Source organism: Bartonella sp. AS69XJJH (genome assembly GCF_042195585.1).
In the GTDB taxonomy this organism is placed as follows: Bacteria; Pseudomonadota; Alphaproteobacteria; order Rhizobiales; family Rhizobiaceae; genus Bartonella.
In genome coordinates this window covers 43,324-56,930 of the sequence record NZ_JBHIOO010000012.1, presented here as the reverse complement: position 1 = coordinate 56,930, position 13,607 = coordinate 43,324, and the positions used below count along the sequence as shown (strand labels likewise).

The 13,607-nt window shown below is 37.2% G+C and carries 9 protein-coding genes and 1 pseudogene; 5 read left to right on the top strand and 5 right to left on the bottom strand.

Annotated elements, in window-relative coordinates:
* Positions 1 to 265: 265 nt before the first annotated feature.
* From ACFIK6_RS06715 to ACFIK6_RS06705, 3 genes are all read left to right on the top strand, one after another.
* The gene (locus ACFIK6_RS06715; RefSeq protein WP_375612302.1) at positions 266 to 658 is read left to right on the top strand and encodes a Fur family transcriptional regulator; all 393 of its coding nucleotides are present in this window, start codon (positions 266 to 268) and stop codon (positions 656 to 658) included.
* Positions 659 to 809: 151 nt separating this feature from the next.
* The gene (locus tag ACFIK6_RS06710) at positions 810 to 1,904 is read left to right on the top strand and encodes an HlyD family secretion protein (RefSeq protein WP_375642307.1); all 1,095 of its coding nucleotides are present in this window, start codon (positions 810 to 812) and stop codon (positions 1,902 to 1,904) included.
* A gap of 22 nt (positions 1,905 to 1,926) precedes the next feature.
* On the top strand, positions 1,927 to 3,498 hold the full coding sequence (locus ACFIK6_RS06705; RefSeq protein ID WP_375677483.1) for a DHA2 family efflux MFS transporter permease subunit: 1,572 nt from the start codon (positions 1,927 to 1,929) through the stop codon (positions 3,496 to 3,498).
* 1,086 nt (positions 3,499 to 4,584) lie between these two features.
* Here the strand turns inward: ACFIK6_RS06705 and ACFIK6_RS06700 are convergent.
* The 3 genes from ACFIK6_RS06700 to ACFIK6_RS06690 all read right to left on the bottom strand — a co-directional run bounded on the left by ACFIK6_RS06700 (position 4,585) and on the right by ACFIK6_RS06690 (position 8,990).
* Positions 4,585 to 5,169, bottom strand: a complete 585-nt coding sequence (locus ACFIK6_RS06700; RefSeq protein WP_375642305.1) for a GNAT family N-acetyltransferase — start codon at positions 5,167 to 5,169, stop codon at positions 4,585 to 4,587.
* A gap of 66 nt (positions 5,170 to 5,235) precedes the next feature.
* Positions 5,236 to 6,369, bottom strand: coding sequence for a type III PLP-dependent enzyme (locus ACFIK6_RS06695; RefSeq protein ID WP_273788590.1), 1,134 nt, complete (start codon positions 6,367 to 6,369; stop codon positions 5,236 to 5,238).
* A 1,703-nt stretch (positions 6,370 to 8,072) separates the two neighbouring features.
* Positions 8,073 to 8,990, bottom strand: coding sequence for a rhodanese-related sulfurtransferase (locus tag ACFIK6_RS06690; protein ID WP_375642304.1), 918 nt, complete (start codon positions 8,988 to 8,990; stop codon positions 8,073 to 8,075).
* Between the two features lie 115 nt (positions 8,991 to 9,105).
* On the opposite strand from ACFIK6_RS06690, the gene eda reads away from it, so the two are divergent.
* Positions 9,106 to 9,771, top strand: a complete 666-nt coding sequence (eda, locus tag ACFIK6_RS06685; protein ID WP_375642303.1) for a bifunctional 4-hydroxy-2-oxoglutarate aldolase/2-dehydro-3-deoxy-phosphogluconate aldolase — start codon at positions 9,106 to 9,108, stop codon at positions 9,769 to 9,771.
* Here the strand turns inward: eda and ACFIK6_RS06680 are convergent.
* Together ACFIK6_RS06680 and ACFIK6_RS06675 are read right to left on the bottom strand one after the other, a co-directional pair.
* Positions 9,750 to 10,195: pseudogene (locus ACFIK6_RS06680) on the bottom strand (ferredoxin--NADP reductase); the annotation flags it as partial. The gene eda and the pseudogene ACFIK6_RS06680 sit on opposite strands and share 22 nt — an antisense overlap.
* An 18-nt stretch (positions 10,196 to 10,213) precedes the next feature.
* Positions 10,214 to 11,041, bottom strand: coding sequence for a ferredoxin--NADP reductase (locus ACFIK6_RS06675; RefSeq protein WP_375642302.1), 828 nt, complete (start codon positions 11,039 to 11,041; stop codon positions 10,214 to 10,216).
* Between the two features lie 1,104 nt (positions 11,042 to 12,145).
* Between ACFIK6_RS06675 and alr the strand changes: the two genes are divergently transcribed.
* Entirely contained in the window at positions 12,146 to 13,261 is a 1,116-nt protein-coding gene (gene alr, locus ACFIK6_RS06670; protein ID WP_375642301.1) for an alanine racemase, read from the top strand.
* The last annotated feature ends 346 nt before the right edge of the window (positions 13,262 to 13,607 follow it).

Sequence of the window (13,607 nt, the reverse complement as noted above, 5' to 3'; positions counted from 1 at the left end):
AAAAAACACTAATCAAATATTGTAACAAAAATTCCTATTTCAAGACGTTACTGTCAAAATAAAAAGCCTATAAAAATTCCTTGCTAGATAACCGCGGCTTTCAGATTATAATACCCCTGCCCTTACAACGATTGCAACTTTTCTTACATATCGCAATGATGTCATGTAAAAGGCTAAGAAAGATAGAGTACATATTCTATAATCACCATTGCATAAACATCTTACACGTTTTATGCTTTTCCATGAGAGCAAAAGGAAGATGTCAATGTCATCTAAACTGACGCGTAACCAAACATTGGTTTTAAACACTTTAAAAAATGCAAAAGGGCCTTTAAGTGCTTATGCGATTCTCAATCACTTACGCGAAGAAGGTTTTCGTGCACCTCTCCAGGTTTATCGTGCGTTAGAAAAACTCGTACAGTTAAAGTGTATTCATCGTCTTGAAAGTGTAAATGCATTTATGGTCTGTTTACACCCTGAAAACTGTCAACATGAACTTACAACGTTTATCATTTGCGAAAACTGTGGCACAGTCAACGAAATACAAAATCAGACGATTGTATCAAGTTTAAAACAGATGGTTCAAGCTGTTGACTTCCAAGCCCACAAAAGCACCCTAGAAGTACGGGGTCTTTGCAAAAAATGCGCAATAAAATAACCTCTAACTTGCAAGTTTATATATTTAGCATTATGTTTCGAAATTATCTTATTGTTTGAAAAGCTCTTATCGTCCTTGCATGTATATCACCCGATCTTACTGATCGGGTCTATTATACTCATTGGAATATAAATATTGAAAGTATAAAATCATGTCCATAGCTGAGGCAATTTTTTCAACCAAAAATTTCAATAAAACGCAACGAAAGAAAGTAATCAAGGCTCTTCTTATTGTCTTTGCACTTTTTGTGCTTTGGTTTAGCTATAAGTATATAACGCAATGGCGTTATATACTCTCCACTGAAGATGCCTACGTGCAAGGAGATATCGCCGCTATTGCGACTAAATTAAATGGATATATTGAAAAAATTGCCATTAAAGCCAATCAAGTTGTAAAAAAGGACGATGTTTTATTTTACCTAGACAATGGTGATTATCAAATAGCCTTAGATCAAACAGAAGCGCATCTTAACACACAGAAAAAAACACTTCTACGCATTGATGCACAAATCACAGCCGCTCATAGTGCTTTAGATGATGCAAAAGCGCAAAAAGCAGCCGCTTCAGCCATAGCAACCAATGCACAACTCACCTTAAAACGTGTAACAGAACTGAAAGCCAATCGTTATGCTCCTCAATCCGAGGTTGATGATGCCAAATCAGCTTATGAACAAGCCATTGCGAATATTAACAGAGCAGATGCACAAATCGCTGCAGCACGTGCAAATATCCGGGTACTAGAAGCACAACGAAGTGAAATAGAAAGCCAAACAAAGAGTTTAGAACTCACGCGTGAAAAAGCACAACGTGACCTTGATTCGACCATTATACGAGCGCCATTTGATGGAATTATAGGGAATTTAACAGCAAAAATGGGGGATTTTGTTGTAAATGGCCAACATCTTGCAGCGTTAGTTCCCATACATGCACTTTATATTGAAGCAAACTATAAAGAAACACAATTACAAGACATTCATGCCGGACAAAAAGCTTATATTTCTGTTGATGCCTTCAAAAATGAGGTTTTTACAGGAACAGTGCTTTCTATTTCGCCCGCAACAGGCGCTGTTTTTTCTCTTTTGCCTCCACAAAATGCTACTGGTAACTTTACAAAAATTGTCCAACGCATTCCCGTACGTATTTCTATTCCAGAGGAAGTCTTAAAAACCGGACATATCCGAGCGGGAATGAGTGTTTCAGTGAAAGTTGATACACGTACAAAGCCACAAGATAAAAGTCTCTTATAACAAAAAAGTAGAAGATCTTACTATGACATCTTCCATACCAGAGTCCACTCACTCTCAAGAACGCATAGGAATGCACAAAATTGTGGTTTTTATTGCTATGTCCTTTGGCATGTTCATGGCAATCTTGGATATCCAAATCGTTTCTTCTTCTTTAGCTGAAATTCAAGCGGGGCTTACAGCAAGCTCTGAAGAAATTTCATGGGTTCAAACTTCCTATCTCATCGCTGAAGTTATCATGTTGCCGCTTTCTGGATTTTTAGGACGATTACTTTCAACACGTGTTTTCTTTACCTTATCAGCGATCGGTTTTACGATTACTTCTATTCTTTGTGCAACAGCAACATCTATTGGAGAGATGATTATCTACCGTGCATTGCAAGGTTTTATTGGTGGTGGCATTATCCCTAGTGTTTTTGTTGCCTCCTATGTCCTTTTTCCTCCTTCCAAACGTCCCATTGTTACCCCTATCGTCGGACTAGTCGCAACATTAGCCCCCACCATTGGTCCAACCGTGGGAGGTTATATTTGTCATCTTTCATCATGGCATTGGCTCTTTCTCATCAATGTACCCTGCGGAATCATCATCTCAATTCTCGCTTGGAAATTAATTGATTTTGATAAAGCTAATCCCTCTTTAATGAAGAAATTTGATTGGTTAGGATTCATTTCTATGGCTACTTTCTTGGGAACTTTAGAGTATGTTCTAGAAGAAGGAGCGCGTCATGATTGGCTGAGTAATAGGCTGGTTCGGGATTTGTTCATTATCATGATTCTCGCTGCAATCTTATTCTTCTGGCGTGCTTTTACAGCAAAAGAACCCATTGTAGATCTCTCTACTTTTTCTAATTTTAATTTTTCAGCTGCATCCGTTTTTTCCTTTTCATTGGGAATAGGTCTTTACGGACTCACGTACCTTTATCCTGTCTATTTAAGCCAAATCCGCCATTATGATGCCCTTATGATTGGAGAAACATTGTTTCTTTCAGGATTCGTCATGTTATTAACGGCTCCCCTTGCAGGATTTCTTTCAGCACGAATGGATGCACGTTTAATGATGGCAATAGGACTTTTTGGTTTTGCAATAGGCACTTGGATGGCGAGCTCTATCACAGATAAGTGGGATTTTTGGCAGCTTTTTTGGCCGCAAGTTTTCCGTGGTGCTTCTGTAATGTTATGTATGGTTCCTATTAATAATATTGCCTTGGGAACACTCCCACCAGAACGAATGCAAAATGCTTCTGGACTCTTTAATCTCACTCGGAATCTAGGGGGAGCTGTAGGGCTTGCCATTATCAGCACTCTCATGACAAAACGCACAGACTTCCATTACGAACGAATAGCTGAAACGATTAACCACGCAAACAGACAAGCAACTGAAATGCTTTCAAAGCTTACTTTACTTTTCAAAACAGAAACCTTTGATTCCTATACTCTGGCTCTTTCTCAATTGTTTGGTATGGTACGCATACAAGCAATGATTATGGCTTTTAGTGATATTTTCTTTATCATAACCATTATCTTTGGTGTTTTGGCATTTATGACTATGTTTCTCAAAAAAATACCACCTCTCATGGATTCACCACCAAGCCACTAAGCTTAATTAAAATTGAGAAATAGTTTTTATCCTTATCACTTTCCTCGCTTCCTATGCACTTTATCTCTTCTCAAGAGACAGTATAAATCAACATGTGATTCTAAATGATTCTTCTGATAAAAATTCTTTTCAATGCGAGCTCTTTACACATTTAAAAATAACTTCTCGCATACAAAAATTATTTTAGATGATAATAAACAAAGAGCTTATCTAAAGTGCTCCACACCATAAAGATAAAGCAGCTATTTCTATAAGATTTTTGATTTATCACCATAGGGCACAAAACATTAAAAGAATATTTGCGCCTGTCATTAAATCTCTCATCTATCTACCCCCTTTTTACGCTGCCTCCCTCATAAAAACTATTCTGTAAGATTCTTTGCCCTTCGCTCTTTGATTCTTACAAGAATATTCATAAAGATTTATGATTCTTGTGATTTTTATTCACGCACCTATTTCCCTTATAATGTGTAGGATAACGTTTTTTTTGATTCTAAATGATTACATGAGAAAATCATTTGGTATTTGATACTCTTATGCCAATTGCAAAAGGATTTACCTTTATCGTAAAAAAGTAATGATATATTTTTAAAAAAAGCTGCTTTTGAACATGTAATTTTATTTTTTACACTCTTTTAAAAAAGCTGATACTTACAATTTTGATTCTATTGCTGCCTATTGAATCAATCAAAACCATTCTCTTGCACACAAAAAGCAAGGAGATAAAGACTGTTTAAGAAAAAAGTAAAATATCCAATCGTTTCGATGCAAGATCTACCAACGATATTGAAAACTAGAAAACTGTATGATGATACCGGCTTTAAAAGAATACAATACCACTCAAAAATCCGGTTCCTTCAGTATTATAAAATGGGACGCTATTTCAAAAAATGAGCTTTAAATATATTCCTACTCACTTAACTGAAGTTATCAAAAATAAGAAACCAGCCACATAAAGAAAAAGCTATATAATAAAATCGCAATACAACTCCCCAAAAACTTTGTACCGCTAAATACTTTGGCACTCGTCAAAACAGTATGTTCTCCTCAATTCCAGCTGTTGAAAAGCGAAATAAACACTTATCTTCAAGCCACTTTATGATGCTGAAAACGATTTGAAACTTCTCGTTCCCCACTAGGAACCAAAGTGCCATAACACCCAGAAAGATAATGTGGTATCAGTTCCAATGCTTGGAAGCGATGTTTTTCATAAGGACCAGGCATTGCCAAATTTTCTGTTAAACTATTTGAAAAGCCAAAACGTTGATAAAATTCAAAATCCCCTACCAGAAAAATGGCGCCATATCCCAAGTTTTTTGCTGTTTCAATTACATGGCGGACTAAAATTGATCCTATTCCCATACCAGAACATTCAGATGCAACAGCCAAGGGGCCTAAAAGTAAAGCATGTTGTGTTTTATTTTTTCCTTTAGAAAAAGAAACATGCCAAAGACGGACACTTCCCACAAGCTCTCCAAGCGCATTTTTAACCACAAAAGAAAGCCCTTGAGCAGCCAAACGACCACGACGTAAAGCCTCTGATGATTTACGTTTACGTCCATACCCCATCGTTGAATCAAGCAAAATTTCTCGATAAGGCTTATCGGCTTCTTGCTCCAAAGAAAGTGTAAAACACGCCCCATCTTTTGTTTGAAAATTCATCATGTTCATCTCTATAACCGCCCTCTTATAGCGCCATGACGAGCATAGCAAAAAATCTATAGTTAAAAGGAAATGTCAGATCACATATGATCGTAAAGGCTCAAAACCATTAAAAGCAACCGATGCATAAGTTGTTGTGTAAGCACCCGTTCCATGAATCAATATTTCATCTCCTATCGTTAGGGATAGAGGAAGCGGATAAGGTGTTTTTTCATAAAGAACATCTGCGGAATCGCATGTTGGCCCAGCCAAAATACAAGGCTCCATAACCTTATCATCATGAGGTGTCTCAATAGGATAACGAATGGCTTCATCCATAGTCTCAGCAAGACCATTAAATTTCCCAATATCAAGATAAACCCATCGTACATTATCATTATCAGCTTTTTTGGATATTAGAACAACTTCTGTACGAATGACACCAGCATTGCCAACCATCGCACGCCCAGGCTCAATAATCGTCTCAGGGATACGATTACCAAAATGCTTTTTCAATGAATCAAAAACTGCTGTACCATAAGCTTGTTCTGTAGGGACATCTTTCAAATAACGCGTTGGAAAACCGCCCCCCATATTCACCAACCTTAGTGAAATGCCCTCTTGTTCCAGACGCTTAAAAACTGTAGCAGCATCCGATAAAGCACGATCCCACGCACTCAGATCAACTTGCTGAGACCCAACATGAAAAGAAACACCATAGGCTTGCAAACCCAATTGGTGTGCGCGTCTTAGAACATCAACCGCCATAGCTGGAACACAACCGAATTTGCGTGACAATGGCCACTCTGCACCTTTGCCATCGGTCAGAACACGGCAAAAAACACGTGCTCCTGGAGCAACACGCGCAATTTTTTCCACTTCTTCAACACAATCAACGGCATAAAGTGAAACTCCCAATGCATATGCTCGTGCAATATCACGCTCTTTTTTAATCGTATTCCCAAAAGAAATACGCTCTGACGTTGCTCCTGCTTTTAAAGCCATTTCAATTTCTGCAACAGAAGCCGCATCAAAAGAAGATCCTAAAGAACTCAGCAAACGCAAGATTTCAGGAGCTGGATTGGCCTTTATTGCGTAAAAAATACGAGACTGCGGCAGAGCTTTTTCAAAATTTAAATAGTTGTCACGAACAACATCAAGGTCAACAATTAAGCATGGACCTTCAGAACGATGTGTTGCAAGAAAATCGCGAATACGTTGCGTTGCCATCTGCAATTCTCCTTGAGGGAAAGTTCCCCCACTCTATGCTTGGACAGCCAAAGCTGCCAAAAGCTAAAGGACAAAAAACACACAACAACCATCCCCATTCTGATTACAAAAAACCAGAAATTAGCATTGCATGCAGCGAAAGAACAGCGCGAAGCCGCGTTATTCTATTTTATCTGCCTTTTTGATTGGAGTTGAGAAAACCACTTCCGCACTGAAGGCAATGAGGTGTGCCTCTATAGTTATCCCAGCATTTAAAACTGGAAGACACCAGAAAGGCCCGCACCGTCGTTGCTTCAAGATGTCCTCATTCTTGCAATTGGCTGTAAGAATGACTGGAGCGGTTAGTTCCAGGTACCGTACCGGTTAATCTCACCATTTGAGAACCAGCGGACACCCACAGGCACGTGCGACTTTGGGCAAGGAGTCCTATAAAACGAATTCTTGCTCATTTCAATCATTTTTTTAATTTTAAACATTTTTTAATTCTTAAAGATAAAATGATGCGAAAAAACAACACTCTCCTCCACCAGACAAAGCCATCCATCCGCTTTCATGAGATCACACCCCTTACATCATCCGTGCAACATAAATCACTGTCTTGCTTTTAAAGCCCCTCGTTTCTTTGCCCTATTCTATCTCCTAATATCCGCAGCAGAAAATAACGCAAAATAAATTACTCAACGCATTAATTTATAATGATAATTTATTATTGTACCCTTAAACAAAAATCCCATCATAAAATCCTCTTATTTCAACCCTCTTACAATGGATCAATTAAAATCATTCTTTTGTGCATCACAAATAAAAAACAATTGAAAAAAGGAATACCTCTTATATATCCTTTCAAATGCAAAGATAACCAACATTGAAAACTGGGGATAGTAACACAACTGAAGCACCATCATCTTTAAAGATAATGATGTCCTTCTCCAACAAATACCATTATCTTTCTTATTTAAATCCTAAAAAAACATCCCTGCTTCCACATCCATTTTACAGCATCACTTAAGCGAGATATCATGAAAAATTCTCCGTAGAATACAGCTTGTGTAGTATAGATTAACTACATCTCACCCTCTTTATACTTATGGAAGTACAAACCTGTATCCCCATTCTATCTGCCAACTCCCAATATTGCAAACTCCTACATTGAAATGTTTCATAACACCTTATCTAAAATGATTTTTGTCCACACGTTGCTCCCATTTGCAACGTACAAGTGAATGAGTTTTACGCGATTTGTTCTCATCTAATCTGAAAGCAATAAAGTTCACAATATTTAACTCTATTTATTCAAATCAAAATAAATTACCATTATAAATTAATGTATTATATTAAATTCTGAAATCATAACCTCTTACTATCATTTTGTTTTTCCCACCTAGCATCTGCGTTTTCATCGCCTCTTATTAATCATATCTTATTCATACGCATTTCTCTTAAGCTATAAATCTCCCTTCCCTGCACTGTTGGTAAACGGCTCTTCTATTTTAAAATGAAAAGTATTTGAAAACTCAATCCTATAAAATGTCAGGAGAGTGAACAATCTATAATGATCATTTATAAATCAAATAATTTAACATAAACAAAAAGACCGAATAATATCCGGTCTTATAAAATATTTTTTACCAATATTAAAAAACGCTTCTCTCTTAAATTTAAGAGAAAAAGGTCACAATTTAAAGCCCTACACTGCGATATCCTTATGTCCCTTGATGAGCATCAATTGCACGCAACTTCAACAATTGAAACTGCCTATGGCGCTCACGAAAACGCTCTCTATCGGCTTCACTACGCGTGTTATAACAAGCATCACAGGAAACACCTTCCTCATAATGAGGCGATAATTTGCTTTCAGCATTGATAGGGGAACGACACGCGCGACATAATTCGCGTCCACATTCTTCAAGACCATGTTGAACAGAAACACGTTCATCAAAAACAAAACACTCACCCCACCATAGACTTTCCTCTTTTGGAATTTTTTCTAAATATTTTAGAATACCTCCTTTTAGATGGTATACTTGCTCATAACCAAGCTCACGAACATAAGCTGTTGATTTTTCACACCGAATACCGCCTGTACAAAACATAGCAATTTTCTTTTTCTTCTTTAAATCAGCTTCGTTCTTGAGCACCCATTCAGGAAATTCGCGAAATGTTTTAATCTGCGGATCAATGGCTCCTTGAAAACTTCCAATCGCATATTCATAATCATTACGTGTATCGATCAAAATTGTCTCTTCATCTTGAATAAGAGCATTCCAATCTTCAGGATCCACATAAGTACCAACAACTTTTAGCGGATCAACCCCTTCAACCCCCATTGTCACAATCTCTTTTTTCAACCGCACTTTCATGCGATGAAAAGGCATTTTTGATGCCCATGAATATTTAATCTCTGGCATTTGAAACGCTGGCTCAGCCGTAATAAAGTCCACCAATGCCTCAATTGCCGCACAAGAACCAGCAACTGTTCCATTAATGCCCTCTTGTGCTAAAAGCAGAGTGCCTTTGATATCCTTTGCTTGACATAAATCCTGCAAAGGTTTTTGTAATTGATGATAATGCTTCAAATCTGCAAAGCAATAAAGTGCAGCAACTTTAAAATTCTTTTCCATGTGTTTTGCCATAACGCGCGTTTCATTCAATTTCAAGATTTATTCATGTACTCTTTAACATATTGTGCTTAATCAAACGATAACAATAATATCATCTTCAAGAAGAAAAAATATCATGTGCCAAAAAAGAGAAAAGCTTTTATTATATTTCCAAGGACAAACTGTTATACCTGTTTTGCTCATTAACAATCTACAAAGTGCTGTACCCTTAGCTCGCGCTCTTGTCAAAGGCGGGTTAAAAACAATTGAGATCACCTTGCGAACACCAAATGCCCTCAAAGCAATTCAGAAAATTACACAAGAAGTCCCTGAAGCAATTGTTGGAGCCGGAACAATTCTCAACACAACACATTACGACAAAGCCGAACAAGCTGGAGCCAAGTTTATTGTAAGCCCCGGATTATCCAATGAATTAATCAATTGTGCAAAAAATAGTGAAATTCCCCTTCTTCCCGCTGCAATGACCCCAAGTGAACTCATGCAAGCATTAAACAAAGGCTATTCATATCTTAAATTTTTCCCAGCTGAAGCCGCTGGAGGTATTTCCTTCATCGAAGCTTTAGCATCTCCCTTCTCTGATATCCGGTTTTGCCCAACAGGCGGTATTACACAAAAAAGTGCAACACAATGGCTCCAACTGCCTAACGTCTTCTGCGTTGGTGGTTCTTGGATAGCGCCCCAACAACTCATTGCAATAAGTGATTGGGATTCGATTACTGCATTAGCATATACTGCATCACAACTTCCCTCTCCCTCGAAAAAAGCTCTTTCTACAATATAATGTAAAGTGCAAGAACATCAGCCCCTTCAACAAAATCAAAGCTTTCACACATCCTTGCACAATCTTCTAACATTGCCATAGAACCACAAATCATCACCCGATCTTCAGCGAGATGAAATTTGGGGAGTGCTATTGTTTCAAAGCCGCTTGTTTCAAAAAAGCACCCGCTCTCCATAACAATCGTAATACGCCCCATAGGCTCAGAAAGCTCACGACTGTTCATAGGATAAAATTTCAACTGTTGTGCATGTGCCCCAATGAGAGGATCTTGTTGCAAAGAGGAAACAAGATCTTTTGCATAAATTAACTCATTCTTTTCGCGCGTTATTTAAATAAGCACAACTTCTGAAAATTGTTCATAAATGTCAAGATCACGAATAAAGCTTGCAAAAGGAACCACCGTCCCAGTTGAAAGAAGATAAAGCATCAACTTTCCCACTCATTACTCCACAAAAGCGCGCTCTACAACATAAGTAGCAGGAGCATTATTGGCCCCTTCAACAAGACCAAAACTTTCACACATCCTTGCACAATCTTTTAACATTGCCATAGAACCACAAATCATCACCCGATCTTCATCAGGATGAATTTTAGGAAGGCCAGTTGTTTCAAAAAAGTCCCCACTTTCCATAACAGACGTAATACGGCCCATATGCTCAGAAGCTTCACGAGTAGTCATAGGATAAAATCTCAACTGTTGTGCATACTCTCCAATGAGTGGATCTTGTTGCAAAGAGGAAACAAGATCTTTTGCATAAATTAACTCATTCTTTTCGCGCGTTGTTTGAATAAGGACAACTTCTGAAAATTTTTCATAAGTTTCAGGATCACGAATAAGGCTTGCAAAAGGAGCAATCCCCGTCCCAGTTGAAAGAAGATAAAGACGTTTTCCAGGAATAAGAGCATCAAGAACCAGTGTTCCTGTAGATTTTTTACGCATGAGAACTGTATCACCAATTTTAATTTTTTGGAGATGCTCGGTTAAAGGCCCCCCTGGAACTTTTATCGAAAAAAACTCAAGCTGTTCATCCCAAAAAGGACTTGCAATCGAATAAGCGCGATAAACCGGCTTTTCTGCATTTGGCAAACCGATCATAACAAACTCACCCGAACGAAAACGAAAACTGTCCGGACGATTCAAACGGAATTTAAATAACCGATCTGTATAGTGACAAACCTCTTGGACAGTAAGGGCGAACACATTCTCAGGAATCGGAAAATTTGCAACGCTGCTGATGCTTGACGGAACATTGGTAGCAGACGTATTCATACTCTTCCCTATATTTTATTGAACGTTAAATTTCGAATCCTTGACGTGATATAGTACTTGCATAACCATCTGCCAACAATTTTCTTAAAACAAAAATCTCAAGATTAACACTTTATTAAACGAATGAGGAAAATGCGGATACAAATTCCATTCAAAGAAAAACAAAAACTTTGAGTATTAAACAGTCATGGAGCTCTTTTCCCCTTTAACACATAATGCATATTTTTCTATTGTAACGCTATAACACTTTCTCACTTAACAAAACTTATGATCCAAAACCTTCAAATAAGAGAGATAAAATTTTTGTTGATTGAATGATAACCGCACGAATCTTCAACAAGATTTCCGGTATTACATCTATTGTTTTCCTTACGGACCTTTTTACACTGCTCTTTCCATAAATATCCATAAATAAATGAATCTAACGCGCTCTATAAGCGATAAAATTGATTTCACTTAAAACCAATCAAACGACAGAACGTAAATATTGGATAGCTAATCTAGCTTGAAAACAAATAATATCCAAATCAACGGGTTTTCTAAATCAACAGTTTTTAATGTATCAGAAAGTGTTTATACACTGTTTTCCATTTAACAAAATAACTTTAAGTGTATGAGACGACATCCCAAATTGCACAGATGAGTGATCTTCCCCCTCATGATAAAAAAACTTGTAATGCATTGATTTAGAGTGGGTAATTAAATCATTTCACCTTCTCTGAAATAAGCAGCCAATGCAATATTTAATCAAAACAATCGCCACAGCAACAACAGCCTAATCTTGCACTCTTCAAAATGATACAATACAATAAACTATGTTTTATTTTTTATATGCCTCAACTAGGGAAAATAAGTAAAAAACAAAAGTCTATGTTTTACAAATTATTAGAAGATACCGTGTTGCTAATAACACAAATAAAACTAAAATATCTCTTATATCCAGAGTACCATTTTACATCAAAAAACGACTTTAATGGTGCATAATTCAGTATAGGCTCCTTATGATTTTGACCATAGCAAATAGTGCCTTTCCCTATATCGTAAAAAATCTCAATGAAATAACCAAAAAACTCCGTATTTCACGAACACAGATAAGCTTTTAAAATGAAAAAATCCGTTAATGATGAAATAGATACATCACTCTATGCAGCTGTAGCAACCGTCGATGTCAGTGCCATTGTTGCCAATTATATCACTTTAGCCAAACGTGTAGCTCCAACACAATGTTCAGCAGTTGTAAAGGCAAACGCCTATGGATTAGGAGCTCACAAAATTGCTCCTGCCCTTTATCAAGCTGGTTGTCGCACTTTTTTTGTTGCCCAAATCATAGAAGCACTCCAATTAAAAAGCATTTTACCATCACATGTCACGATTGCCCTTCTGAATGGACTTCCACACTTAGCAGAAGAGTTTGTCGCACAATCTGGTATTGTTCCTGTTCTAAACTCTTGGAATGCCATTGAAAATTGGCAAAAAATTTGTCAAAAAAAAGATAAAAAATTTCCAGCAATTGTTCAAATCGATACCCATATGAACCGATTAGGACTGGATCAAAAAGAATTACAAAAACTCATCAAACACCCTACAATTTTCGAAAAAGCAGAAATAAAATATATTCTCAGTCACCTCGCGAATGGAGAAGACAAAACGCATTCATCCAATTATACACAATTGGCTACTTTAAAAACCATCCTTGCGCAATTGCCTGCTTGCAAAGTTTCCTTTGCTAATTCTGGAGGTATCTTTCTAGGATCAGATTTTTATTTTGATCTTGTTCGTCCAGGCATTGCACTTTACGGAGTTGATCCGCGAGGGAAATACCCATCACCTCTGAAGCCTGTTTTAAAACTTGAAGCCCAAGTCATTCAAAACCGCGTTGTTGATGCAGGAAAACCTGTTGGTTATGGAGAAAGCTTTATAACCAGCAGACCAAGCACTCTTGCAACCATTTCTGTAGGCTACGCAGACGGCTGGCTCCGTGCTCTTTCGAATAAAGGAACAGTTTATTTCAACGGGCACAAACTTCCCATGGTTGGGCGGGTTTCTATGGATTCCATTATTGTAAATACGACCGATCTTGATCAAAAACCTCAAACAGGTGACTGGGTAGAACTCATTGGACCCCATCAAACACTTGAAAAAGTATCTATAGATGCCGGTACCCTTCCCAATGAAATTCTAACATCTCTTGGCTCCCGCTATAAATACATTTACACATAAAAACTCTTTAAAAAAATAAATTGATAAAAATCATCATTTTAGAAAATTGAGGGGCTTTTACGAAAGATTTTACAACAATCAATCACATAGAAGACACCGCACATTCACAGAAATCTCAAAATAGACAAATTGATGAACTGTTTTATGGAAGTAGCTTTCACTCAAAATACAAAAACTTAGCCTTTTCTCCATAACTTAGCCTTTTCTCCATAAATTGACAAAAAAGAATCTATTGCAAAGTTTTTAAAATTAATTGCCCAATGAAACCAAAATATTAATTTTCTATATATTAAACAAAACATCCAGTCTCGTAAGTTTCTCTTATTTTCAGCTTTGTTCATAGTGA